General features: G+C 66.6%; 23 protein-coding genes and 1 pseudogene. 10 read left to right on the plus strand and 14 right to left on the minus strand.

All coding sequences use genetic code 11. The features are described from left to right. Positions 1-210: pseudogene (locus tag V6M48_RS02480) on the plus strand (acetyl-CoA C-acetyltransferase); the annotation flags it as partial. A gap of 18 nt (positions 211-228) precedes the next feature. Here V6M48_RS02480 and V6M48_RS02485 read toward each other — a convergent pair. The 3 genes from V6M48_RS02485 to V6M48_RS02495 all read right to left on the minus strand — a co-directional run bounded on the left by V6M48_RS02485 (position 229) and on the right by V6M48_RS02495 (position 3,489). Continuing rightward, positions 229-732: an SH3 domain-containing protein gene (locus tag V6M48_RS02485; protein WP_332810942.1), complete on the minus strand. Its 504-nt coding sequence runs from the start codon at positions 730-732 to the stop codon at positions 229-231. Positions 733-847: 115 nt separating this feature from the next. Beyond that, the gene (locus V6M48_RS02490; protein ID WP_332810943.1) at positions 848-2,254 is read right to left on the minus strand and encodes an NAD(P)H-dependent flavin oxidoreductase; all 1,407 of its coding nucleotides are present in this window, start codon (positions 2,252-2,254) and stop codon (positions 848-850) included. A 95-nt stretch (positions 2,255-2,349) separates the two neighbouring features. Beyond that, complete coding sequence (locus V6M48_RS02495) at positions 2,350-3,489, minus strand: glycosyltransferase (protein ID WP_332810944.1); 1,140 nt, start codon at positions 3,487-3,489, stop codon at positions 2,350-2,352. Here V6M48_RS02495 and V6M48_RS02500 point away from each other — a divergent pair. Together V6M48_RS02500 and V6M48_RS02505 are read left to right on the plus strand one after the other, a co-directional pair. Beyond that, positions 3,488-3,625 carry a hypothetical protein gene (locus V6M48_RS02500; RefSeq protein ID WP_332810945.1) on the plus strand — a complete coding sequence of 46 codons (138 nt, stop codon included), beginning with the start codon at positions 3,488-3,490 and terminating at the stop codon, positions 3,623-3,625. The two genes, V6M48_RS02495 and V6M48_RS02500, sit on opposite strands and share 2 nt — an antisense overlap. Before the next feature lie 103 nt (positions 3,626-3,728). Next, positions 3,729-4,196 (plus strand): bactofilin family protein, encoded by a 468-nt coding sequence (locus V6M48_RS02505; protein ID WP_332810946.1) that lies wholly within the window; start codon positions 3,729-3,731, stop codon positions 4,194-4,196. Between the two features lie 37 nt (positions 4,197-4,233). Here V6M48_RS02505 and V6M48_RS02510 read toward each other — a convergent pair whose 3' ends face one another. Further along, entirely contained in the window at positions 4,234-5,136 is a 903-nt protein-coding gene (locus V6M48_RS02510) for an alpha/beta fold hydrolase (protein ID WP_332810947.1), read from the minus strand. 248 nt (positions 5,137-5,384) lie between these two features. On the opposite strand from V6M48_RS02510, the gene astD reads away from it, so the two are divergent. After that, complete coding sequence (gene astD / locus V6M48_RS02515) at positions 5,385-6,800, plus strand: succinylglutamate-semialdehyde dehydrogenase (protein WP_443019034.1); 1,416 nt, start codon at positions 5,385-5,387, stop codon at positions 6,798-6,800. A gap of 120 nt (positions 6,801-6,920) precedes the next feature. Here the strand turns inward: astD and V6M48_RS02520 are convergent, their stop codons facing one another. After that, positions 6,921-8,444: a replicative DNA helicase gene (locus V6M48_RS02520; protein ID WP_332810949.1), complete on the minus strand. Its 1,524-nt coding sequence runs from the start codon at positions 8,442-8,444 to the stop codon at positions 6,921-6,923. A gap of 123 nt (positions 8,445-8,567) precedes the next feature. Between V6M48_RS02520 and V6M48_RS02525 the strand changes: the two genes are divergently transcribed. The 3 genes from V6M48_RS02525 to V6M48_RS02535 all read left to right on the plus strand — a co-directional run bounded on the left by V6M48_RS02525 (position 8,568) and on the right by V6M48_RS02535 (position 10,131). Next, positions 8,568-9,032, plus strand: coding sequence for a UPF0262 family protein (locus V6M48_RS02525; protein WP_332810950.1), 465 nt, complete (start codon positions 8,568-8,570; stop codon positions 9,030-9,032). Between the two features lie 153 nt (positions 9,033-9,185). Then, positions 9,186-9,740, plus strand: a complete 555-nt coding sequence (gene dcd, locus V6M48_RS02530; RefSeq protein ID WP_332810951.1) for a dCTP deaminase — start codon at positions 9,186-9,188, stop codon at positions 9,738-9,740. 226 nt (positions 9,741-9,966) lie between these two features. Continuing rightward, positions 9,967-10,131, plus strand: coding sequence for a Flp family type IVb pilin (locus V6M48_RS02535; RefSeq protein WP_332810952.1), 165 nt, complete (start codon positions 9,967-9,969; stop codon positions 10,129-10,131). An 85-nt stretch (positions 10,132-10,216) separates the two neighbouring features. Here the strand turns inward: V6M48_RS02535 and V6M48_RS02540 are convergent, their stop codons facing one another. From V6M48_RS02540 to V6M48_RS02565, 6 genes are all read right to left on the minus strand, one after another. Beyond that, positions 10,217-10,429 (minus strand): hypothetical protein, encoded by a 213-nt coding sequence (locus tag V6M48_RS02540; protein WP_332810953.1) that lies wholly within the window; start codon positions 10,427-10,429, stop codon positions 10,217-10,219. A gap of 23 nt (positions 10,430-10,452) precedes the next feature. After that, positions 10,453-12,822, minus strand: a complete 2,370-nt coding sequence (locus tag V6M48_RS02545; protein ID WP_332810954.1) for a ribonuclease R family protein — start codon at positions 12,820-12,822, stop codon at positions 10,453-10,455. A 5-nt stretch (positions 12,823-12,827) separates the two neighbouring features. Next, positions 12,828-14,207, minus strand: a complete 1,380-nt coding sequence (locus V6M48_RS02550) for a M28 family peptidase (protein ID WP_332810955.1) — start codon at positions 14,205-14,207, stop codon at positions 12,828-12,830. A 59-nt stretch (positions 14,208-14,266) separates the two neighbouring features. Beyond that, a complete protein-coding gene (locus V6M48_RS02555) occupies positions 14,267-15,274 on the minus strand; it encodes a fumarylacetoacetate hydrolase family protein (protein WP_332810956.1) in 1,008 nt (335 codons plus the stop codon). Between the two features lie 74 nt (positions 15,275-15,348). After that, complete coding sequence (gene wecB / locus V6M48_RS02560) at positions 15,349-16,473, minus strand: non-hydrolyzing UDP-N-acetylglucosamine 2-epimerase (protein ID WP_332810957.1); 1,125 nt, start codon at positions 16,471-16,473, stop codon at positions 15,349-15,351. Between the two features lie 59 nt (positions 16,474-16,532). Next, complete coding sequence (locus V6M48_RS02565) at positions 16,533-18,839, minus strand: hypothetical protein (protein WP_332810958.1); 2,307 nt, start codon at positions 18,837-18,839, stop codon at positions 16,533-16,535. A 305-nt stretch (positions 18,840-19,144) separates the two neighbouring features. On the opposite strand from V6M48_RS02565, the gene V6M48_RS02570 reads away from it, so the two are divergent. Continuing rightward, entirely contained in the window at positions 19,145-19,891 is a 747-nt protein-coding gene (locus tag V6M48_RS02570; RefSeq protein WP_332810959.1) for a helix-turn-helix domain-containing protein, read from the plus strand. A 15-nt stretch (positions 19,892-19,906) separates the two neighbouring features. Here V6M48_RS02570 and V6M48_RS02575 read toward each other — a convergent pair whose 3' ends face one another. After that, entirely contained in the window at positions 19,907-20,047 is a 141-nt protein-coding gene (locus V6M48_RS02575) for a hypothetical protein (protein WP_332810960.1), read from the minus strand. Positions 20,048-20,131: 84 nt separating this feature from the next. Between V6M48_RS02575 and V6M48_RS02580 the strand changes: the two genes are divergently transcribed. Further along, on the plus strand, positions 20,132-20,542 hold the full coding sequence (locus V6M48_RS02580) for a hypothetical protein (RefSeq protein WP_332810961.1): 411 nt from the start codon (positions 20,132-20,134) through the stop codon (positions 20,540-20,542). A gap of 16 nt (positions 20,543-20,558) precedes the next feature. Continuing rightward, complete coding sequence (locus V6M48_RS02585; RefSeq protein ID WP_332810962.1) at positions 20,559-21,056, plus strand: 5' nucleotidase, NT5C type; 498 nt, start codon at positions 20,559-20,561, stop codon at positions 21,054-21,056. Between the two features lie 66 nt (positions 21,057-21,122). Here the strand turns inward: V6M48_RS02585 and fdhD are convergent, their stop codons facing one another. Together fdhD and moaA are read right to left on the minus strand one after the other, a co-directional pair. Beyond that, positions 21,123-21,938 (minus strand): formate dehydrogenase accessory sulfurtransferase FdhD, encoded by an 816-nt coding sequence (fdhD, locus tag V6M48_RS02590; protein WP_332810963.1) that lies wholly within the window; start codon positions 21,936-21,938, stop codon positions 21,123-21,125. Position 21,939: 1 nt separating this feature from the next. Next, positions 21,940-22,956, minus strand: coding sequence for a GTP 3',8-cyclase MoaA (moaA, locus tag V6M48_RS02595; RefSeq protein WP_332810964.1), 1,017 nt, complete (start codon positions 22,954-22,956; stop codon positions 21,940-21,942). Positions 22,957-23,004 lie beyond the last annotated feature (48 nt).

The following is a 23,004-nucleotide window of genomic DNA, read 5'->3' on the forward strand; positions in this document are numbered from 1 at the left end:
ATCGCAATGCGCGATCTCGGCATTTCGCACGACGCGATCAACGTCCACGGCGGCGCGACCGCGCTCGGCCACCCGATCGGGGCGAGCGGCGCGCGCGTGCTGGCGACCCTGCTCTCCGCGCTCGAGACGCACGGCCAGAAGCGCGGCCTCGCCTCATTGTGCATCGGCGGCGGCGAAGCGACCGCGATGGCGGTGGAATTGCTGTACTGACGGCGCGGAGGACGAAAGTTAGAAGCTCTCGCCCTTGTCGACGCCCCAGATATGCTCGGTGCTGATATAGCCGCGCCGGCCCTTCAGATCGATCCGGCACCAATCGTTCGCGCAGTCGGTCAGGCGGCCGACCACGCCCGGCTCGGCGAGATAGCGGACCTTCGAGGTGACGTCGGGATTCTCGCGGACCGGCCGCGGCTCCTCGCCGGTGACCAGCGCGGTTCGCGTCTCGCTGAGCAGATTGACCAGCATCCAGCCGGTGGTGCCGTCCGGATCCCGGATCTTGCGCCAATTGGGATAGACTTCGATCACCTTGATCGGCAAATCGGCGCGGCGATAGTGCCAGGACGCGGGATAGTTGCGCCCGGGGCCGCTGCGCATCATCGCCTCGCTCGCCGCGATCGACGCCCAATAAGGCGTCTTCTTCGCCTTCTGCGCCTGCGCGGCGGGCACGATAGCCAGCACCGGCAGCGCCACCAGCAGCGCTTTTGCGAGCGCCTTCAGCAATCCGCCTTTGTTCATAGCGTGTTTCCTCGTCTGCACGGAGCCGGCCTGATCTAGGCCTAGCCGAACGGCCGCTTCAACATGCAATTTGCGAGTGACCACCGAGGGTGCGACGGACCATGACCAAGCAGGCTCAATCGCCGGTCTGGATCCGCTCGATCAGCTGGCGCACGGTCGGAACGAAGCCGTTCGAATAGAAAGGATCCTGCTTGAAGCGGAACGCGGCATGGCCGGCGAACATCAGATTCTGTTCGGTTGGGCCGCCATGGGCAATGTCCTGCAGGGTCTTCTGGATGCAGAAGCTGCGCGGATCGGCGAGCCGGCCGGTGCTGTTCTTTTCATTGTCCGCCCAGGACGAGAAAGCGCATTGGCTGAGGCAGCCCATGCAGTCCGACTGATCCTTGCGGATGATCGCCTTTTCCTCGGGCGTGACGAACACCAAGGTCTCGTCCGGAGTCTTCACCGCCTCGGTATAGCCCTGCGCATACCATTCGCGGGCGTGGAGCAGATCGCCGCGGGTGACCCAATAATTGAGTCTGCCGGCGACTCCGACGTCGAGCTGGAAGCTGTGATCGCCGAGCGACTCCTTGGTGAAGGCGATCTGGCGATGCGAGCGCGCCTCGAGATTGCGCAGGAAGCTGTTGTGCACCGCCGAGCTGTAGAAGCCGGTGGGCGAGAAACGGTGCAGCAGGATGTCGCCTTCGTCGAGCGTCATCAGCCGTTGCTTCCAGCCTTCGGGGATCGGGCTTTCCTTGGTGAGCAATGGCCGCGTGCCGAACTGGAAGGCGATCTGCCCGAGCTCGGGATTGTCGATCCAATGCTCCCATTCCTTGAGGTTCCAGACGCCGCCGGCCATCACGATCGGCAGGTCGTCCGGGATGCCGCCGGCGCGCATCGATTCGCGCAGCGCCTTGACCCGCGGATAGGGATCCTGCGGCTGGAGCGGATCCTCGGCGTTCGAAAGGCCGTTGTGCCCGCCCGCGAGCCAAGGGTCCTCATAGACGACCGCCGACAACCATTCGGCCGCCTTCGAATAAGCGCGCTTCCACAAGGCGCTGAACGCGCGCGCCGAGCTGATGATCGGCAGATAGGAAACGCCGTAGGAGGCGGCGATCTCCGACAATTTGTACGGCATGCCGGCGCCGCAGGTGACGCCCGAAACGAGCCCGCGGGTGCGTTCGAGCACGCCGTGCAGCACTCGTTGCGCGCCGCCCATCTCCCACAGCACGTTGACGTTGATCGCGCCACGGCCACCGGCGATCTCATAGGCGCGGCGGACCTGTTCGACCGCGCCGTCGATGGCGTAGTTGATCAGCTCCTCGTGCCGGTCGCGGCGCGTGAGCGCGTGATAGATTTGCGGGATGATGCGGCCTTCGGGATCATAGCTGTCGGCGTTGACCGCCGAGACGGTGCCGATCCCGCCCGCCGCCGCCCAGGCGCCCGAGCTGGCATGGTTGGTTGCCGACACGCCCTTGCCGCCTTCGATCAGCGGCAGCACCTCGCGGCCTGCATAGACTATCGGGCGAATACCCTTGAACATCGTACCTCCGGTTCGTGGGGTCCCCTATAGGCCATCCGCCACTTTGACCATAGGATTAAGCCACATAGATCAACCTTCGGATTTGCCGGCACTCCTTATACCAAATCCGCCAGGAACGTGTGCGGCGCGCCGAGCGCTTCGCCGTAGAGGCGCGCGTAGCGAACAATCATGGCCTGCTCGTCATATTCGGCCGCGGCGCGCTCGCGATTGGCGCGGCCGATGCTACGGCGAAGATCGGGTCGCTCGGCCAAGGTATCAAGGGCGGCGGCGAATGCCGCTTCGTCCGCCGGCGAGACGATCAGCGGCCGATTGTCCGCCGAGACCATCGCCGGCACGTCGCCGACCGCGGTCGCCACCGCCGGCAGGCCGGCAGCCATCGCCTCGACCAGCGAGATCGGGAATTGCTCGCTGTCGGACGACAAAGCGAAAATGTCGAAGCGTGCCGCGTAACGCGCTGCATCGGCAAGGAAGCCGGGAAGCACCAGCCGGTCGGCGACGCCGCAGCGCCGCGCCTCGGCGACGATCGCCTCGCTCTCGGGGCCCTCGCCGACGATCACCAGCCGCGCATTCTTCATGTTCATCGCCGCGAACGCGCGCACCAGCCGCGGCAGATTCTTGACCGCGCGAAGCCCTGCGATCGTGCCGATCACGACCTCGCCCTCGCGGTGGTGGAGACCGGGTATCGCGTCCTCGGCCACCGGCTGGGCGAAGCGCTCGATCGCGACGCCGTTGGCGATGCGCTCGACGCGACCGGCTTGCTGTCCCCAGGCGCCGAGCGCGATCTTCTCGAGGCGCTTCGAGGGCACGACCAGCCGATAGGCGGCGCCGAGCCCAATCCGCCGGTAGAGATTGCGCTTGGCGTTCAGCCGCTCCGCTTCATCCTGATTGAAGCCGTCCTCATGGTGGACGAGCGGCGGACCGCCGAACAGCCGCCGCGCCATCACGGCGTCGAACGCGCCCCAATTGTAGCTGAGCACGAGGTCGAAGCGGCGCATGGTGCGCGCGAGCCGCGCCAGACGCACGAGGCTCGGCCGGCCGGCGAGCGGCGGCAGGTCGGTCGGAAAGGTCACCGCGATGCCGCGATCGATCGCGGCGCGCGCCGAAAGCGCGCCCTCGACCGAGCTGATGACCGCGTGCTCGGCGCGATCGCCGAACGCGTTCATCAGCCGCACCGCGCGTGCTTCCTTGCCGCCGAGCGCGAAGGTCGAATGGGCGTGAAGAATGCGGACCGACATGGCTCCTTATGCCGCACGTGCGGCCAAAGTGCGACCGTCAGACGAAGCCACGATCAGCGCCGAACAAGAGGTCGAAAGCCGAAGTGAAACCTTTCCCCTGCCGATGTTCCAGATCGGGCCAGCGATCGCGCAATGACAAGCTGTCCGTTGCGGCTTTCCCCCCGAAAGTATAAGTTTTTCAGAAGGCGCAAGAAATCCTGTCCGCCCCCCAATTGCGCCGCGCACATATGGAGACATTTATGAACCTGAGCTCACGCCCGCGCCGCCCCGCCAGCTCCCGTCCGATCGCCACCGACGAGGGGAGCTTCACCGTGAGCAACCACAATGAGCCGACCCCTGCGGCCGCCGAGCAGCCGGTCTTTTCGGTGATCGGCGCCGACATCGTCGTCACGGGCAACATCGAGGCTTCGGTCGATCTCCACATCGATGGGCGAGTCGAGGGCGACGTGCGCTGCAAGACCCTGATCCTCGGCGAAGCAAGCATGATCATCGGCAATGTCTCCGCCGATCGTGTCCGTGCCGCCGGCGCGGTGACGGGATCGATCGACACCAACGACCTCGCCATCGAGGCCAGCGCGCGCGTGAGCGGCGACGTGCTGTACGAGCGGATCCGAGTCACCAACGGCGCGCAGATCGACGGCAGCCTCAAGTGCAAGTCGGGCGCGGCGGCGCTCAAGACCAGGCGCGGCAAAGCCGGCGAGGCCTGATCGCCGGCGGCGATTTGCGCTTCTGATCCCGCAAGGATCAGCGCCGGGGAGCGGCCTCGGCGCGCGCCAGCAGGCGCTCGATGGCCGCGACGGCTTCCGGCTCCTCGAGAGTCGGGGCGTGGCCGACGTCCGGGACGACGACAGCTTCCATCGCGGGATTTTCAGCCGCCATCCGCGCCAAGGTGGCGGGCGCGAGGATGTCCGAATGTTCGCCGCGCAGCACCAGCGAAGGCACGTCGTGCATGGCCGCGAACACCTGCCACATGTCGGCGCCGGCCTCGCCTCTCGCGGCCTTGAGCGGTTCGGCGATGCGCAGATCATAGTCGAGGATGATCCGGCCGGAGGCGCTGATCCGGCAAAGACGCTTGGCATGGGCAAGCCACTCGTCACCCTTCCAGCGAGGATAGATGTGGCCGTGGGCGTCGGCGAAATGGTCCGCGGCGTGCAGCCAGGTCGGCCAGCTCTGCGATCGCCCGACGTAGCCGCGGATCCGGTCCAGCCCCTCCGGATCGATCTCCGGTCCGATGTCGTTGAGCAATGCGCCGGCGATCCGGCTGCTGCCGTTCAAGGCGCCGGCGTTCAAGGCGAGCAGCATCGTCAGCAGCCCGCCGAGCGAGGTGCCGAACAGGATGAAGCGCTCGAGGTCGAGCTCGGCGATCAACGCCTCCAGATCCCGAAGATAGACTGATGGGTTGTAGTCGGCTGAATCGCTCGCAAAGCCGCTCTCGCCGCGGCCGCGCAGATCGACGCAGATCAGCCGCCACGCCCCGGCGAGGCGCTCGGCAACCGCTTCGAAGTCCCGCGCGTTGCGCGTCAGGCCAGGGATGCAGATGATCGGCGGGCGCCTGATCGGCAGGTGGGCGTCCCCGCCGGCGTAATCACGATAGTGAAGCCGCAGCCCGTCGCTCGAACTCCAATAACCATCAACCCAGGAAGCCATGCGGACACCCCCACTAACGGACCCCTATCCCGCGCATACGCACGTCCTGCAACCCGCGCTTGTCGGCGTGAGCCTGCGATCCGGTGTCTCCAGCGAAATACGAATGTCGGTGCCTGGACAGCGAGCGCTTTTTTAGGGGAAAATTAAGGCAGTTTGGCGGATGGGGCGCCTCATGTGAAATGCTTGACCATGTTGCGCAAAAGGTGCTGGTCTAGCGAGGGAGTATATCAAGGCCTGTGTCATCCACCCTGTTGAGTTCGAGCGAACCGGCGACCGGTGTCACGCTGTGGTCGGGGCCGATCGGCGATACCGATGCCGAGGTCGCGCGGGCGCGCGCCGGCTGGGCCGGCTGGGCATCGCGTCCGCTGACGGTGCGCATCGAGACGATGCGCCGCTTCGCCAACGTCGTCCGCCAGCAGACCGACAAATTCGCCGATCTGATCGCGCGCGAGACCGGCAAGCCATATTGGGAAGCGGTGACCGAGGTCGAGGCGGTCATCGGCAAGGTCGAGATCTCGATCGCGGCTTATTCCGAACGCACCTCGCAACGCCGGCTCGAAGGTGCGCTGGGCGCGCGTGTCGCCGTGCGCCACAAGCCACACGGCGTGCTCGCCGTGCTCGGCCCCTATAATTTCCCGGCGCATCTCCCCAACGGACACATCGTCCCCGCCTTGCTCGCCGGCAATGCGGTGGTGTTCAAGCCGTCGGAGAAAACCCCTGCCACGGGCGAGTTCCTGGTCGGCCTGTTCCACAGCGCCGGCGTTCCCGAGGAAGTGCTGCGCTGCCTGATCGGCGGCGTCGAGACGGGCAAGGCGCTTTCGTCGCACCCGGGGATCGACGGCCTGTTGTTCACCGGCTCGGCCGCGGTCGGGCTCGCGCTCCACAAGCAATATGCCGAGACCCCGCAGAAGATCCTCGCGCTCGAGATGGGCGGCAACAACCCGCTGGTCGTCTGGGACGCGCCCGACGTCTACGCCGCGGCGATCATCGCGGTGCAATCGGCGTTCCTCAGCGCCGGCCAACGCTGCACCGCGGCGCGGCGGCTGATCGTCCAGGACGGCGCGCATGAAGAGCTGATCGCCAACGTCTGCAAGATCGCCGAGCGGCTGATCGTCGCCGAACCGCACGCCTCGCCCGCGCCGTTCATGGGGCCGGTGATCGACAATGACGCGGCCGATCACCTCCAGGAAAGCTTCCTCGCGCTGATGATGAAGGGCGGCCGGCCGATCAAGCACCTCGACCGGCCGGTCGACACCCGCCCTTTCCTCTCGCCGGCGGTGATCGACGTGACCGCGGTCGAGACGCGGCCGGACGCCGAGCTGTTCGGCCCCATATTGCAGGTGATCCGCGTGCCCGACTTCGACGCCGCGATCGCCGAGGCGAACGCGACACGCTACGGGCTTTCGGCATCGCTGATCGGCGGCAGTCCGCAGCTCTACGACCAATTCTGGGCCAACATCCGCGCCGGCGTGGTCAATTGGAACAAGCCGACGAACGGCGCGCCGTCCAACGCGCCGTTCGGCGGCGTCGGCCTCAGCGGCAACCACCGCCCGAGCGCTTATTATGCCGCCGATTATTGCGCCTACCCGGTGGTGTCGTCCGAGGCCGAGCAGGCACGCGCCTCGATCGGCGTCGGCCTCAGCGACCCGCCATCGTCCCTCTGACCGCCATAGGCGGCGGCTACGACAAGCTGCGCCCAGATGGAATCGCAGCCTGCCCCATGTTTGTTTGATGCCGCATTGATGCTTGCGAAAAGCCGGTACCCACCTTTTCGCGCAATGCTCTTAGCCCCTCTGCTCGGGGAGGTAAGTATCCTCGATGAAATCCGAGAATCGCGTGATCTTGGCCTCGAAGCGCAGCTTGACCTTGCCGGTGGCGCCGTGGCGCTGCTTGGCGACGATCAGCTCGGAGAGACCGTAGACACGTTCCATGTCGCGCGCCCATTGGTCGTGCGCTTCGAAGGTCTTGGCGTCGTCGCCTTCGATCGGGCGCTTGGGCTCGCGCGAGGCGACATAATATTCCTCGCGGTAGACGAACAGCACGATGTCGGCGTCCTGCTCGATCGAGCCCGATTCCCGCAAATCGGAAAGCTGTGGGCGCTTGTCCTCGCGCTGCTCCACCGCACGGCTGAGCTGCGACAAGGCCAGCACCGGCACCTGCAGCTCCTTGGCGAGCGTCTTGAGCCCGCGGCTGATCTCGGAGATTTCCTGGACGCGGTTGTCGTTGCCGTTGCGGCCGGTCCCCTGCAGCAATTGCAGATAATCGACGACGATCATGCCGATCCCGCGCTGCCGTTTGAGGCGGCGCGCACGCGTGCGCAGCGAAGCGATGGTGAGGCCCGGCGTGTCGTCGATGTAGAGCGGCAGTGATTCGAGCTCCGCGGCAGCGCGCGCGAGATTGCGGAAATCCTGCTGGCTGATCTTGCCCATGCGCAGATTTTCAGAGCTGATCCCCGATTGCTCGGCGAGGACACGGGTTGCGAGCTGATCGGCCGACATTTCGAGGCTGAAGAAGGCAACCGCCGCGCCGGCCGATTTTTCGGGAGCGATGCCGTCTTCCTGGTCACGCACAAACCGTTGCGCGGCGTTGAACGCGATGTTGGTGGCAAGCGCGGTCTTGCCCATGCCGGGACGGCCGGCGAGGATCAAAAGGTCGCTGTGATGGAGGCCGCCGGTCTTGGCGTTGACGCTCTCGAGCCCCGTGGTGACGCCCGAAAGTCCGCCGCCGGCGTTGAGCGCCTTCTCGGCCATTTGCACCGCGAGCCGCGTCGCCTGCGCGAAGCTCTTGACCGAGCCTTCGCCGCCGCCTTCCTCCGCGACCCGATAGAGCGCCGCCTCGGCGCCTTCGATCTGACCCTTGGGATCAACCTCGGCGCTGGTGTCGAGCGCGCTCTCGACCATCTCGCGGCCGACGCCGACCAACGCGCGCAGCAGCGCCAGATCGTAGATCTGGCCGGCGAAATCGCGCGCCCCGATGATCGCAGCGCCGCTGCCGGTGAGCTGCGCGAGATAAGCGGGGCCGCCGAGCTCCTTCATCTCCTCGTCGGCTTCGAACAAAGGCCGCAAGGTGACGGGGTTGGCGATCATGTTGCGATCGATGAGCTTCAATATCTGCTCGTAGATCCGCCCGTGCAGCGGCTCGAAGAAATGATCGGGACGGAGCTTGAGCTGGATGTCCTCCGCGAGGCGATTGTCGATCATCAGCGCGCCGAGCAGCGCCGCTTCGGCCTCGACATTCTGCGGAAGCGAGGGCGACTGGCTGGGCGACGGTTCGACCAGAGCGAGGGAGGCGGCGAGCGGGGTGACCATGACAGCGCTTGTAAACCTTTGCCGCCCGAACCGACAGGGGCTGGTGCGCCGAAGCCGATGTTTTGGGTGGATTTTCGTGTAGGGCGCTGTGGATAAGCCTGCCCTCCCCCGCTACAGGGGGCCATGGCCGAACCGCGCATCATCGAGATCAGGCTCGACGAAGGCTCGATCATCCGCCGCAACGCCGATATCGAGCATGAGCGGAGAGTCGCGATCTTCGACCTGCTCGAGAAGAACCATTTCTCGCCGGCCGGCTACGACGGACCGTTCAAGATCCTGATCCGGATCGAGGAGGATCGGCTCGCGATCGATGTTCACGACGCCGACGGCGCTCCGCTCGACGTGATCCGCGTCGGGCTGGCGCGCTTCCGCCGGGTGATCCGCAATTATTTCGCAGTCTGCGAAAGCTATTTCAAAGCCGTACATTCGGACGCGCCCAAGGGGATCGAGACGGTCGACATGGCCCGGCGCGCGCTTCACAACGAAGCGGCCGAGCTGCTGCAGGAAGCGCTGGCGGGAAAGATCGAGGTCGATTTCGATACCGCGCGCCGCCTGTTCACGTTGATCTGCGTGCTGCACATCAAGTGAGAAAGCCGATCATTGCCGCCTTCGCTGCGCTGTTCGCGGTGGCTCCGCGTCGACGAGGCGAAGGTCCGGTCGATCGGCTCGTGGCACAGCTTGACTCGGTCGCTCACGCCCTCGATTGCCCGGTAGCACAATGACATTGGCGGAGATCATCTCTTGAGCATCATGGCGGACAAGTGGATTCGCGCGCGGGCGCTCGAGGACGGCATGATCGAGCCGTTCGTCGACGGCCAGCGGCGCGAGGGGACGATCAGCTACGGCCTCTCCTCTTACGGCTACGACGCGCGCGTCGCGGACGATTTCAAGATCTTCACCAATGTCGACAATGCGATCGTCGACCCGAAGAATTTCGCATCGAACAGCTTCGTCGACCGCAAGACAGATTGCTGCATCATCCCGCCGAACAGCTTCGCGCTCGCGCGGACAATCGAATATTTCCGGGTGCCGCGCGACGTGCTCGTCATCTGCCTCGGCAAATCGACCTATGCGCGCTGCGGGATCATCGTCAACGTCACGCCGCTCGAGCCGGGCTGGGAAGGCCACGTCACGCTCGAATTCTCCAACACCACGCCGCTCCCCGCCAAAGTCTATGCCAATGAGGGCGCGTGCCAGTTCCTGTTCCTGCAGGGCAACGAGCCGTGCGAGACGAGCTACGCCGACCGCGCCGGCAAATATATGGGCCAGCGCGGCGTGACGCTCCCCAAATTGTAGGGCCCAAATTGGTGAGAACGCGCGCGCGCAGGGTGCGAAGCCGGCGCCGCCATCGCATTTCCGCCGCCATTCCAGCGACAAAGGCGGTTACAACGAAATTAAGGTCGATTTTACGGGTTTGGCCGCCCGGTTTAACACTTAATCAACCCCCGTTCCCTAGTTTGAGAAACGCACGAGGTCCGTCCTGCGGGCCATGTGGACGTGCACAAGGAACAAGGACAGGGCTATGACTTTCTTCAAGATGATCAAAGATACCAAAGCTGCCACCGCGATCGAATACGGCCTCATCGCCGCGCTCATCGCCGTCGCCGCTGTCACCGCGATGCGGAGCCTGGGCAGCAAGCTGACCACGACCTTCACGAACGTGACGACCGCGATGACCGTTTCGTAAGAAACGCGTTCTCAAGAAAAGGGGGCGGAGGGCAGCAGCCTTCCGCCCCTTTTTTTGCGCCTGCGGCGGGCGCAGGCCTTCGGAATTAGGGCTTCTTCTGCGCCGCGCCGGCTTCGTCCCCGCCGGCATCTTCCTCCTTCGGCCGGAGCGACGAGGAAAGGCCGGCGCTGTGCGAGGCCGTGGTCGGCCCGCCTGCCGCGTCATTGGCAGCGTCGATCTCCAGCTCTTCGGGCTTGGGATCGTCGCGTTCCTGGGGGGGTTCGCGATCGCCTGCGCTCTGCGGTTGCTTGGCATCCATCCTGAGGCTCCTTGGTGGTGGCGTTAACGGCCTTGATGTCGAATGTTGGCGGGTCTCCCGCGCTTGCCGCGAAGCGGGCCCTTCCGATCGGGGCCCTTTCCTGCGCCCTTGCCTTCCGGGCGCCCTCCGCGCCGGCCGTCGCGGCGCGCCGGGCGATGGCCGGCGCCGCTGGGCTGATCCGGAAGCTCGAAGCGCAATCCGCCGCTGACCGGATTGGCTTCGGCGAGCCTCAGCTTGAGGCGCTGCCCGGGCTCGAAGCGCGTCCCGCTTTCCTCGCCGATCAGGCTCTGGGTGGTCTCGTCGTAACGATAATATTCGCTGCCGAGCGTCGAGACCGGGACGAGACCGTCGCCGCCAAGCCCCTCGACGGTGGCGAAGAAGCCGAACGACTGGACGCCGGTGATCCGGCAATCGACCAGCTCGCCGACCCGTTCCGACAGATAAGCGGCGACATAGCGGTCGAGCGTCTCGCGCTCCGCCTGCATCGCGCGCCGCTCGAGCTGCGAGATCAGCTCGCCGGTCACTTCCATCGCCTCGGTGTCGGCATCGGTGAGACCGCCTTCGCCGAGGTGATAGGCGCGGACCAGCGAGCGATGGACGATCAGGTCCGAATAGCGCCGGATCGGGCTGGTGAAATGGGCGTAGCTGCCGAGCGCGAGGCCGAAATGGCCGACATTCTCGGGCCCGTAATAGGCCTGGGTCTGGGTCCGCAGGATCTGCTCCATGACCTGCGGCCGGAAGTCCGCATCGCCGATCCGCTCGATGATGTGGTTGAACGTCTCCGGCCGGATCACCTGCCCCAGCGCAAATTCGACCTCGAAGGTCTTGAGGTAATCCTTCAGCGCGGCCAACTTCTCGCGGCTCGGCGGCAAATGCGCACGATACATCACCGGCGCCTTCTTCGCTTCGAGCGCCTTGGCCGCAGCGACGTTGGCGGCGATCATATAATCCTCGATCAGCCGGTGCGCGTCGAGCCGCTCGCGCGGCTCGACCGAGGTGATGCGGCCCTTCTCGTCGAGCATCACCTGGCGTTCGGGAAGATCGAGATCGAGGGGTGCGCGCTTGGCGCGGGCGCGGGAGAGCGCGCCCCAACAGGCCCAGAGCGGCTTGAGGACGGCTTCGATCAGCTCCGGCCGCACCGGCGGGTCTGCGCGGACCATGTCCGCTTCCGAAAAATAGCAGGTCGGGGACGAGACCTCGATCGCCTCCTCCTCCCCCTCCTGGGCGGCCGCGGCATTGGCGCCGTCGATTGCGGCCTGGGCATCCTCATAGGCGATGTTGGCGGCGATGCGGACTCGGGCGCGGGTGAAGCGCCAGCTCTTCAACTGGCCGTCGGCGCCGATCCTGAGATGGCAGGCGAGCGCGGCACGATCCTCGCCTTCCTTCAGCGAGCAGATTTCCGCGCTCAACGTCTCGGGGAGCATCGGCACGACCCGGTCGGGAAAATAGACGCTGTTGCCGCGCCGGCGCGCTTCCTTGTCGAGCGCCGAGCCCGGCCGGACGTAGAAGCTGACGTCGGCGATCGCCACGACGGCCTGCCAGCCGCCTTGATTGCCGGGATCCTCGTCACGCGCCGCCCAGACGGCATCGTCATGGTCGCGCGCGTCGGCCGGGTCGATCGCGACGATCGGCAGATGGGTGAGGTCCTCGCGTTCGCCGAGGTCGAGCTTGGCGACCCGTTCGGCCTCGGCCAGGACATGATCCGGAAATTCATGCGGTATGCCGTATTTGTGGATCGCGATCAGGCTGAAGCTGCGCGGCGCGAACGGATCGCCGAGCACCGCATCGACCCGCGCGCTGATCCGCGGCGGACGCCCGACCTTCTCGGCGAGCACCAGATCGCCGGGCTCGGCCTTGCCGCGGTCGGAGATCGGCAGCTCGCGCCTTTCCTTCTTCTCGACCGGCCGCAGCCAGAAATTCTCGCCCTCCTGATGGACGACCCCGAGCACCAGCTCGCTGCCCTTGAGCAGCTTCTTCATGACGTGCGCGAGATAGCCGGTGCCGCGCTGCTCGGTGCGCGCAAGGATCCGATCGCCCGGCGCGAGCGCGCCTCTCCGGCCGCGTTCCTGGACTCGCAGGCGCGGCTCGGGCGCCTGGGCTTCCCAGCGCTCGGGCACGGCCCAGGCGGTGCCGCTGTCGTCGATGTCGACGATGCGCAGCACGGTCACCTTCGGGACGCCCCCCAATTTGGTGAAGGCGCGCCCGGGTGTCGCCTCGATCAGGCCCTCGTCGCCCATGTCGCGAAGCAGCTGCTTCAGCGCGATCTTGTCGGCCCCCGAAAGGCCGAACGCACGCGCCAGCTCGCGCTTGCCCGCCGGCGAGTCCGAGCTCTCGATGAACTCGAGGATCTGCTCGCGGGTGGGAAGGCCGGTTCTGATCTGTTTTCGTGCCATGCGCTTCAATGACGCTGCGGCTGGGGCTTGGTTCCTTCGGCCGGCGGCGACGCCTGCGGCAAAGGACCGAACGCGCCGCCGGGAACCGCCGAGGCAACCGGGCTTTCATGATTGTCGGCCGAGATCGCAGAGACCCCGAAGATCCAGTCGTCCACCCTTATCCCCTTCAGCACATGGCGGTTCACACCGGCCGCAACCACCTCGCTGTTCGTCCAGCCGGCCGCGTCGGTGGGACGCCAACTGATCCGATAATGCGCCGCAGCGGCGACCGGGCTCCAGCTGATCGCCGTGTCGGGCGAGACTGCGCCCTCGGCAACCGGCGCGGGCACTGCCGGAGCACGGGCAAGCGCCGCAAGCGCCGCCACGTTCAGCCGCACGACCTTCGCCAGATAGGCGAAATCCATCTGCTCGATCGTGTCGCCATAGGCGACGCCGCGCTCGACTCTCAGATCCTGGTGTTGATGATTATAATTCTCGACCGCGACGGTGAAGCGGACCGCTGGGAAGCCGGCCTCGAGCATCGCAAGATGATCGCCGCCGCGGGCATAGCGGTCGCTGCGCCAGATCGGGCGGACATCGAGCCCGAAGCCGCGATCGTCGGCGAGGCCGTCGATGAACCGCGCCAGATTTCGCGATGGCGAATCATTCTCGCCGCCATGGCTGCGCTGCGCGGCGATCAGCTCGGGCGTGGCATCGGCGCGCGTGCCTTCCGAGAAGATTCGGACGTGCCCTGCATCGCAGACGCCGTCCGAGCCGCAGCTGTTGCCGATGATGTCGTTGTTGAGCATCGCCATCACCTGCCACCCCTGCGCGCGGGCATGATCGGCAAGCAATTTGCCGCCAAGCAGCCCCTGCTCCTCGCCCGACAACAAGGCATAGACGATCGTCGCCGGAAATTTGTGGCGCGAAAGCACCCGCGCCGCCTCGATCACCGCCGCCGATCCCGAGCCATCGTCGTTCGCGCCGGGCGCGTCGGACGTGGCGTTCATCACGTCGCTGACCCTGCTGTCGATATGACCGGCGATGATCACCACCCGGCGGGGATCGGTGGTGCCGCGCTGCACCGCGAGGACGTTGGTGATCCTGGCCGGAGTGGGCACCCTTTCGTGGGTGACGACATCGGACGGCGTCACGATCGTCAGGCATCGGCGGCAGGCGCGCGAGTGCCGGCGAAGCTCGGCTTCGCTCCAGCGCAATGCCGCGCCGATGCCGCGCTTCGGGTCAGTCTGCGACGACAAGGTGTGGCGCGTGCCGAAGCTCACCAGGCGTTCGACCACGGTCCGGAGCGACGCTTCAGAGACACCATCGCTGATCTCGCGCGGCGGAGCGGCGGTGGCTGCGCTCGCCACGGCGCCGAGCGCGAGGACGAAGAAAGGCCGCTTCATGGCGCGGCTGTGAACCCGCTCGGCGCGGGACGCAAGCGGCCGCTAGCCCACGCCCCGGGTCAGGCCGGAACGACGGTTTGCTCGATCGTGCCGAACAAAGGATGGCCGTCATCGTCGTCCATCCAGATCCGGACGGTGTCGCCATGCTTGAGGAACGGCGTCGATGCCGTGCCGTCGAGGATCGTCTCGACCGTCCGCACCTCGGCGAGGCAGGAATAGCCGCGCCCGCCGCGCGCGACCGGCTTGCCCGGTCCGCCGTCGGCATCGCGGTTCGAGATCGTCCCCGAGCCGATGATCGAGCCGGCGCCGAGCGGCCGGGTCTTGGCGACATGCGCGACCAGCACCCCGAAATCGAACGTCATGTCCTCGCCCGCATCGGCGCGGCCCAGCGGCTCGCCGTTGAGATCGACGTTGAGCGCGCCGTGGAGCTTGCCGCGGCGCCAGCGATCGCCGAGCTCGTCGGGCGTGACGAACACCGGCGACAGTGCCGAGCCGGGCTTCGACTGGACGAAGCCGAAGCCCTTGGCGAGCTCGGCCGGAATGAGGTTGCGCAACGAGACGTCGTTGATCAGGCCGACCAGCCGGATGCGGCCAAGCGCCTGGGTGGACGTGGCGCCTTGCGGCACGTCGTCGGTCACGACCACGACCTCGGCCTCGAGGTCGCAGCCCCAGGCCTCGTCGGCGAGCGGGATCGGGTCGCGCGCGCCCATCATCTGGTCGGACGCGCCCTGATACATCAATGGGTCGGTCCAGAAGCTCTCGGGCATGTCGGCGCCGCGCGCCTGCCGCACGAGCTGGACATGGTTCACATAGGCCGAGCCGTCCGCCCATTGGTAGGCGCGCGGCAGCGGCGCCGCGGCCGAGCGTTCGTGAAAGCGCATCATCGGGATCGCCTCGTGCGCGAGATCGGTGGCGAGCAATTCGAGCTGTGGCGCGATCCGATCCCAATCGTCGAGCGCGGCCTGCAAGGTCGGGGCGATGTGCGTCGCGTCCGCGCACCAGGCGAGATCGCGGCTGACGACGACCAATCGGCCGTCACGGCCATTCTTGAGCGATCCCAGCTTCATCCTCGTCCCTTTTCTCTCCGCAGCACTGAGGCTGCAACTGGCACTTCAAGAAAGCCTTGGCTAGCCCGGCGAGCTTAGGAGGCGAGCCGCGTGCGCGCGTCGCTGCGCTGGTTGGAGCGGCGGCGCAGGTCGTCGACGCAGCGTCCGGCCGTCTGGCCGTCCCAATATTCGGGCCTGCGCAACAAGCGCCGCGGCGCCTCGAGCGCTGCGCCGAGCGCGCCGAACAGCGAGTGCGGCGTGACCAGATGGTTGGTGCCCTCGCTGAGCGTGATCGGCCGCTCGGTGTTCGCGCGCAAGGTCAGGCAGGGGATGCCGAGATAGGTCGTTTCTTCCTGGACGCCGCCGCTGTCGGTGATCACCGCCGCAGCGCCAAGCACCAGGCTCATGAAGCCGACATAGGGCATCGGCTCGATCATCCTGACGCCGGCTTCGGCCAGCCGCCGCTCGAGGCCGTCGGCCGCGAGGCGCTGCGCGGTGCGCGGATGGACTGGAAAGACGAGCGGCAGCCTTTGCTGCACCGCGGTCAGCGAGTCGACCAGCGCAGCGAGAGTCGCGCGATCATCGACGTTCGAAGGGCGGTGCAATGTGACGACGCCATAAGCAGCGCCGGCGAGGCCATGGCGGCGCGGCTCGGCCGCGGCCTCGATCGCGGGGCGGACCAGCTCGAAGCTGTCGAGCATGATGTTGCCGACGCGGCTGATCCGCTCGGGCGCGACGCCCTCGGCCAGCAGATTGGCGTCGGCGTCCGGCGACGGCGTCCACAGCACGTCGGCGATCGCGTCGGTGACGAGGCGGTTGATCTCCTCGGGCATGTCGCGGTCGCGGCTGCGAAGGCCGGCTTCGAGATGCACGGTCGGGACGCGGAGCTTGGCGGCGACCATCGCGCAGGCGGCGGTCGAATTGACGTCGCCGACGACCACCAGCCAATCGGGCCGGTCTTCGAGCGCGACCTGCTCGTAAGCGATCATCACGCCGCCGGTCTGCTGGGCATGGCTGCCCGAGCCGATTCCGAGGTGATGATCGGGCTGGGGAAGCCCGAGATCGGCGAAGAAAGCGTCCGACATGTTGACGTCGTAATGCTGGCCGGTGTGGATCAGCACCGGCGCGAAATCGCCCGCCGCGGCAAGCGCGTGCCAGAGCGGCGCGACCTTCATGAAATTCGGCCGCGCGGCGGCGACCAGATGGATCCGCTCGGTCATGCCCCGCAGATTAACGGGCAAGGTTTAACAAGCCGTCATCCACTCGAAATGCGGGCGGATCAGGTTCGCGATGTTTGTTCCAGGATGCTGGTCGGAGGCGTGACCTTGCAGCCATCGGTGAAATGCGCGCAATCGAACCAATAAGGCGTTCGCTTCGCGGGCAAGCTGTCTGGAAACTTGCGGTGGAGAAGAGCGAAGGCCTTGCGCGAATAGGTGCCATGGCCGCCCTGCCGCTGGCAGCCGTAGCGGGTGGCGCGCACCGCCAGCGCCAGCGCCTCGTCACGACCTTCGCGACGGCCGAACCAGCCGCGGTTCTCGGACCAGTCGATCGCGCGCTTCGTCAGCAGTTCGGGAGCGCTGGCGATGTGCGCCAGAGCTTCCGCTTCGTCGCGGTCCTGCCCCTGCCATAGCCAACTCGAACGCAGCAGAGGCTCGAGCGCGGCGGGCGCGCCCAAGGTTGCGAGGATGTGCACGTTGTAGTCCTCCGTCGAAGGACCATCGAAATAGGTCAGGTACAAGGTGTCGGCAGCCAGCAAAACATGCCGTCCCGATTCCCAGGCGCACCACCAATTGTTGTCGCTATGCAAATAGAGATCGGTGCCGGTCAGGCCGGTTGCGCCGCGGGATGTCTGCACCGCCGCACGGCGATTTTCGGTGATCAGGATGTTGAGCCCGGGCGAGCGCAAGACGTCGAGCAGCAAGGCGCGATTGTCGGGACGAGCGCCGACGGGCGAGATCCAGGCGCCGGTGATCTCCGGATTGAGCCGGCGCATCAGCAGGTCGAGATCGGCAAGAATGCGACGTTCCAGCGCATAAAGCCGCGTCCATGCCACCCGCGCGAACAGGGCGCGCGCTTCGACCGGCACGTCCGGGCGCCGTGCAAGCCGCTCGAGCTTCGCGATCGACAACAGGTTCAAAAGACCGGGAGCGGAATCGAGGGCCGCCGGAAGCTGTTTGATGACCTCATCCTCGTCCTCCGCCAGGAGCAGCAGGAGCCTCGTCCGGCTATAGTCACCGTCCGCCGGGACGAGGCCGGCATCGCGCAGCTGACGCGCCTCGGCGAGACGTCCCGCCGCGGAGAGATAGGCCAGCGCATCCTGCATTGCCTGGACGAAATGAGCACCGTCCCGATACGGCCACGCCCGCGCCTGCTGGAGCACCGCTGCAAAAGCCTCGTCACGCTCCTTCCCTTGCGAATAGAGAAGCGCGGTTCGAACCTGATGGTAGAAGAGCGTCGGCGCAGCCGCGAGCGCCGCTTGATCGCCGGCCTTCGCTTTCGCGGCCAATCTCGCGATCTCGCCCCATTGTTCGCGCCCATAATTTTCCATCAGCGATGCGCGCACGACTTTCCATTGCAGGCCGGGCGCCTCCCGGTCCTGCCGTTCCGCATAGCGGGAAACGGCCCGCCAACGCCGGTCGGAGCGCGGAGCTGAGACTATGATCCAGGCCCGAGTGTCGAACGGGGATTCGGGCACGAGGAGCCAGGCGACGAACGGATCGTTGGCGGCTCGATCGGCCATCGCGCGACTGGCAGTCGCATCCGACGGGATCGCGCGCGTGAGCCACCAATCAGGCTCGGCGAACTGGCGATGGAGCTTGTCGATGTCGGCGAGCGCCCGCGCGTAGCGCTCGCGGGTTGGCGAATCAGCAAGGCCGCGCGCCGGAACCTCCAACGCCTGAAGCGTGATCTGAACCTGAAACTGCCTAAGCTCGGGATCGCGACTCCAATAGGCCACAGAGCCGACCAGCGCCTGGACGAGCGGGTGAATCCCCGCGTAGCGTGAATTGGCGAGGATCGCACGGGCGCGGGTCATCAGCGCGCGGCGCTGCCGAGCATGGGTGTTCTCGATGTCCGGGACTTCGTTCGCCAAGGTCATGTAGACGGCGATCGCCGCATGCGGCGAGGACGAAGCCGCGATACGCCTGAACGCCGGGCCGGCGTCGGGGTCCTTGCGATAGAAGAGCAGCGCCGCCGCCTGATAGGCACGGTCGTCCCGCTGCAGCTTTGCCAGCCGCGGACCGCGCAGGCGAAGCGGTGGAGGCAAATCGTGCGCGTGCTGCGACTTGTCCCACAGACACGCCGAGAACACCGCGTTTTGTGTCGCGAACCATTGCCTCACATAGGGATGATCGGGGCCAAGCGCGGCGATACGCGCTTTCGCGACCTCAAGAGCATAGTCGACCCGGCAATTTTCGGTGCTGACATATTGGCTGCGTTCGTCCTGCGGAACCATCCGGCCGACCAGCGCCTCGTCGGCTTCGCCCAGCGCTGCACGCGAATAGAAAGGCTCGACCTGCGGATCGCCGAGTCCCGACAACGCGCGCAACGTCGCGACACCGCGTGGATTATAAAAATAGTCGTCCATTCGCTGCGCGATCTGCGACCGTGGCTTGCCGTCCGGCCAAAAGCGCGTGGCCGCAGCCGGCGTGCCAGTGAGGAGAATGACGAGAATTGCCGTGGAGCGACCCAGCCGCGCCATCGCCTTCAGACATCGAAAAGAACCGATCCTCATGGCCTTTCTCCTCCCCTCCGAAGTGCATCCCCGGCTGTCGAGCCGCCAGCGTCTTGTTCGGGAAGATTCGGCCATTCCGCGCCGTCCAGCGATTGCGTGGTGCGGGCGCGTACGGCATTGTACGTACTTGTCCGGAGCGAGGAAACGGAGGGGGTGAGATGGACGGCGGCGACCGCAACACCTCAGCGCTTGTCGCCGATCGAATCCGCGAGGAGCTCGGCCGTCGGCGCGTGACGCGCCAGTGGCTCGCGGACGAGGCGCGGATCAGCCTTTCGACGCTCGAAAAGGCCCTCGCCGGGCAGCGCCCGTTCAGCACCGCCACCCTGGTACGCATCGAAGAGACGCTGGGGATGGCGCTGCGTGAGACCGCTGCGGATAAGCGCGGCAGCGCCGCCCCCGACACGCTCGGCGCTTACACGCGCGCGGCGGTCCATTGGCTCGAGAACGATTATTGCACGGTGCGGCCGTCGTTCGAGACGCCCGGAGCGATCTATGCCTATCGCACCCGGATCGCATGGGACGACGCCAAGGGACAGCTCAGCTTCTTCGAGCACGACCGCGCCGATGCGCCCTATGCGCAACGTGGCGACGTCGCCCTGCCGCACCAATCCGGCCATATTTATCTGAGCACGCGCGAGGCTGGGCAATTTCGCCTGGCCATCCTCGCCCGTCCGACGATCGACGGCAGGCTGTTCGGGCTGCTGACGACGCTTCAGGCGGCGGGCGGCTCCCGGCTGGTGCCAGTCTCCTGCCCGCTTGCGCTCGTGCCGTTGTCAGCTTGCGCGCCGGCACTGGGCCTGGTGCGGCCGGGTGAGGACGATTTCGCGATGCTGGCCGCTCATCTCGAACGTATCGAGACAGAGGGTTTCGCGCGGCTGATCACGGCAAGCGCACGTGCACCCTGATCCTTAGGCGCCGGCTCACGGCCCTTCGTGGAGCGGATCGGTGCCGGGTTCGGGGATTTCGTCGAGCTTCTCGCGGTTGCGCTCGCCTTGCTCGACCGCCTGCTCGTCCTTGTCGACAGTCTCGCCTTTGCCCGCGTTGCTGCTTCTCTCGTCCATCGTCACTTCCTTCCCGCCCCAAAACGCCTGTGCGGCCATCCTGCTCCGCAGGAACCCGTCCGGCCGATGCCGGTTGAACCCGGCATGGCGCTCCCAGCGAAGCTCGCGCACGACCTGGCGAAAAAAGGTGACATGGTCATTGGCTGGAAGCTCGACCGCGCCCAGCGCAGCGAGCTGCTCGACCGCTTTCCGCCGAAATTCCGCGAGACGGTCGCCGATCACGTCACCCTGCGGCCGCGGGTGGCGCGCGATTCGGAGCTGCCCTGCGAGACCGCGGGCGAGATCGTCGGGCGGATCGACGACGATGCCGGCGTCGAGGCGATGGTGGTGCGGATCGACGGCACCACCGGGCGGCCGGACGGCAGCACCTACCATATCACCTGGTCGCTCGGCCGCGGCCGCCACGCGCGCGAAAGCAATGATGTGATCGCGCGGCTCGGGTGGCAGCCGCTCGACCCGATCCCGATCAAGCTCGAGCCCGCGTCGTTCCCATGAGCGCCGGAACCTCCCCGTGACCGAACGCCAGCTCTATCTCGATTGCGACGGCGTGCTCGCGGACTTCGAGCGCGGATCGGCGGCGATCCTCGGCATGCCGTCAAAGGCCTATCAGGCGCGGCACGGGCCCGGCAAATTCTGGCAGCAGCTCGCGCGCGCGCCCGATTTCTACGCCGAGCTGCCGATGATGCCCGACGCCCAGGAACTGTTCGGAGCGGTACGCCACCTCGATCCGATCATCCTCACCGGCTTGCCACGCGGGAATTGGGCCGCCGACCAGAAAAGGCGCTGGGCCGCCCGCCACTTTCCGGGGACGCGGATCATCACCTGCATGGCGATCGACAAGCGCAACCATTGCCAATCCGGCGACGTGCTGGTCGACGACACACTCAAGCATCGTCATTTGTGGGAAGAAGCGGGCGGGATCTTCATCCATCACAAGACGGCTCGCGAGTCGATCGAGCAGCTCGCGGACTATTTCCCGATCGGCTCGGTGAGGCGAAAAGCCGGCTGAGCCATATAGTGATTTCAAGTCAGGTGGAATCACCTGACGACTCGGAAATCACGGAAACAAAGAGAATCAGCCCTTGCCGTCGCCGAACAGGCCGTACGGGTCGCTCATCGCGAGCATCGCGTCGGGGCGGGCGAGCGCGACCAGGGTCAGCCCGGCCTGGAGCGCGCGCTCGACCGCGAGGCTGGTCGGCGCCGAGACGGTGACGAGCAGCCTGATCCCCGCCAGCACCGCTTTCTCGATCAATTCGTAGGAGCAGCGCGAGGTGAGCAGCGCGAAGCCTGAAGGCATGTCGATCTTTTCCCGCAGGCAGCAGCCGATCAACTTGTCGAACGCATTGTGACGGCCGACATCCTCGCGCACCGCGATCGGCCGTCCGCTCGCGTCGATCAGCGCCGCGGCGTGGACTGCACCGGTCTGGATGTTGACCGGCTGATGCTCGCGCAGCGCCTCGAGCGCTGCGAAGATCGCGGCGGTTGAAACCTGCGGCGGCGCGGCCAGCCGCGGCAGCGGCCGCAGCGCCTGCTCGAGATTTTCGATGCCGCACAAGCCGCAGCTCGATTCGCCGATGCGATGGCGCACCCGTTCGAACACCAGATCTCGCCGCTCCGGCGCAAGCTCGATCTGGAGCAACAGCCCGGCCTCGGCAGCCAGGATCTCGACCTCGACGATCTGCTCGGCGCGCTCGATCAGCCGTTCGCTGAGCGCGAAGCCGAACGCGAAATCCTCGAGATCGTCGGGCGTGGCCATCATCACCGCATAGCCGATGCCGTTGAAGCTGATCGCGATCGGGGTCTCGGCCGGTACGATCCGCTCGCCTCGCGCCCAGCCTTGCGGGGTCAATCTGGTGGCCGGGAGCGTTTCCGTACGCGGCGGAACGCGCATTTCAGCCGCCGGTGACGCTCATGTGGCGCTGCACCGCCGGCTCCGCGCGCGCGACATCGAATTCGTGGCGGCGCGGCTTGCCAGCGATCAGCCGGTCGAGCGCCGCATCGACCGATGCCCGGCCGCCGCCCCGCAGCAAGTCGCGCAGCTCGACATTCTGGTCATGGCCGAGGCAGCCGAAGATCGTGCCGGTGGCGGTGATTCGGACTCTGTTGCAGCCGGCACAGAAATTGTTGGTCAGCGGCGTGATCAGGCCGAGCTTGGCGCCGGTCTCCTTGACCTCGAAATAGCGCGCCGGCCCACCGCTGCGGTGCAGGCTCGGGATCAAGGTGAAGCTCTGCTCGAGCCGCTGCTTGACAGAGTCGAGCGGCAAATAGCGGTCGGTGCGATCCTCCTCGACCTCGCCGAGCGGCATCGTCTCGATCAAGGTCAGATCGAAGCCCTGATCGCCGCACCAGCGCAGCATCGCCTCGAACTCGCCGTCGTTGAGCCCTTTGAGCGCGACCATGTTGATCTTGATCTCGAGCCCCGCGGCCTTGGCCGCGGCAATGCCGCCGAGCACCTGATCGAGCGCGCCGCGCCGCGTGATGCTGCGAAAGCGCTCCGGGTCGAGGCTGTCGAGACTGACGTTGATCCGCCTCATCCCCGCCCCGAACAAAGCGTCCGCCACCGGCGCGAGCTGGGTCGCATTGGTCGTCATCGTCAGCTCGTCGAGGCCGCCGTCGCTTCCCGCGCCGACACGCCGTCCGAGCGTCTCGACCAATTGCAGCAGATTGCGCCGCACGAGCGGCTCGCCGCCGGTCAGGCGGATCCGCCGCACGCCGCGCGCGATCAATATGTCGGCTAGCTCGGCGAGCTCCTCGAGCGTCAGCAAGTCGCGCCGCGGCAGGAATTCCATCTTCTCCGCCATGCAATAGCGGCAGCGAAGGTCGCAGCGATCGGTGACCGACAGGCGCACATAGTCGATCCGGCGGCCGAAGCCGTCGATCATCCGGGACTGATCGGCCGCGCGATCCATGCTCTCACCGCTACGCGCTCCGCCGGCTCGGGGCAAGCAAGGCGCTTG

It is taken from the genome of Sphingomonas sp., assembly GCF_036677245.1.
Taxonomy (GTDB): Bacteria; Pseudomonadota; Alphaproteobacteria; order Sphingomonadales; family Sphingomonadaceae; genus Allosphingosinicella.

Coding starts and splice junctions, on each gene's coding strand:
- V6M48_RS02485 (WP_332810942.1), bottom strand. CDS start 732: ATGAACAAAGGCGGATTGCTGAAGGCGCTCGCAAAAGCGCTGCTGGTG.
- V6M48_RS02490 (WP_332810943.1), bottom strand. CDS start 2,254: ATGTTCAAGGGTATTCGCCCGATAGTCTATGCAGGCCGCGAGGTGCTG.
- V6M48_RS02500 (WP_332810945.1), top strand. CDS start 3,488: ATGGCTCCTTATGCCGCACGTGCGGCCAAAGTGCGACCGTCAGACGAA.
- V6M48_RS02495 (WP_332810944.1), bottom strand. CDS start 3,489: ATGTCGGTCCGCATTCTTCACGCCCATTCGACCTTCGCGCTCGGCGGC.
- V6M48_RS02505 (WP_332810946.1), top strand. CDS start 3,729: ATGAACCTGAGCTCACGCCCGCGCCGCCCCGCCAGCTCCCGTCCGATC.
- V6M48_RS02510 (WP_332810947.1), bottom strand. CDS start 5,136: ATGGCTTCCTGGGTTGATGGTTATTGGAGTTCGAGCGACGGGCTGCGG.
- V6M48_RS02520 (WP_332810949.1), bottom strand. CDS start 8,444: ATGGTCACCCCGCTCGCCGCCTCCCTCGCTCTGGTCGAACCGTCGCCC.
- V6M48_RS02525 (WP_332810950.1), top strand. CDS start 8,568: ATGGCCGAACCGCGCATCATCGAGATCAGGCTCGACGAAGGCTCGATC.
- V6M48_RS02535 (WP_332810952.1), top strand. CDS start 9,967: ATGACTTTCTTCAAGATGATCAAAGATACCAAAGCTGCCACCGCGATC.
- V6M48_RS02540 (WP_332810953.1), bottom strand. CDS start 10,429: ATGGATGCCAAGCAACCGCAGAGCGCAGGCGATCGCGAACCCCCCCAG.
- V6M48_RS02545 (WP_332810954.1), bottom strand. CDS start 12,822: ATGGCACGAAAACAGATCAGAACCGGCCTTCCCACCCGCGAGCAGATC.
- V6M48_RS02550 (WP_332810955.1), bottom strand. CDS start 14,207: ATGAAGCGGCCTTTCTTCGTCCTCGCGCTCGGCGCCGTGGCGAGCGCA.
- V6M48_RS02555 (WP_332810956.1), bottom strand. CDS start 15,274: ATGAAGCTGGGATCGCTCAAGAATGGCCGTGACGGCCGATTGGTCGTC.
- wecB (WP_332810957.1), bottom strand. CDS start 16,473: ATGACCGAGCGGATCCATCTGGTCGCCGCCGCGCGGCCGAATTTCATG.
- V6M48_RS02565 (WP_332810958.1), bottom strand. CDS start 18,839: ATGGACGACTATTTTTATAATCCACGCGGTGTCGCGACGTTGCGCGCG.
- V6M48_RS02570 (WP_332810959.1), top strand. CDS start 19,145: ATGGACGGCGGCGACCGCAACACCTCAGCGCTTGTCGCCGATCGAATC.
- V6M48_RS02575 (WP_332810960.1), bottom strand. CDS start 20,047: ATGGACGAGAGAAGCAGCAACGCGGGCAAAGGCGAGACTGTCGACAAG.
- V6M48_RS02580 (WP_332810961.1), top strand. CDS start 20,132: ATGGCGCTCCCAGCGAAGCTCGCGCACGACCTGGCGAAAAAAGGTGAC.
- fdhD (WP_332810963.1), bottom strand. CDS start 21,938: ATGCGCGTTCCGCCGCGTACGGAAACGCTCCCGGCCACCAGATTGACC.
- moaA (WP_332810964.1), bottom strand. CDS start 22,956: ATGGATCGCGCGGCCGATCAGTCCCGGATGATCGACGGCTTCGGCCGC.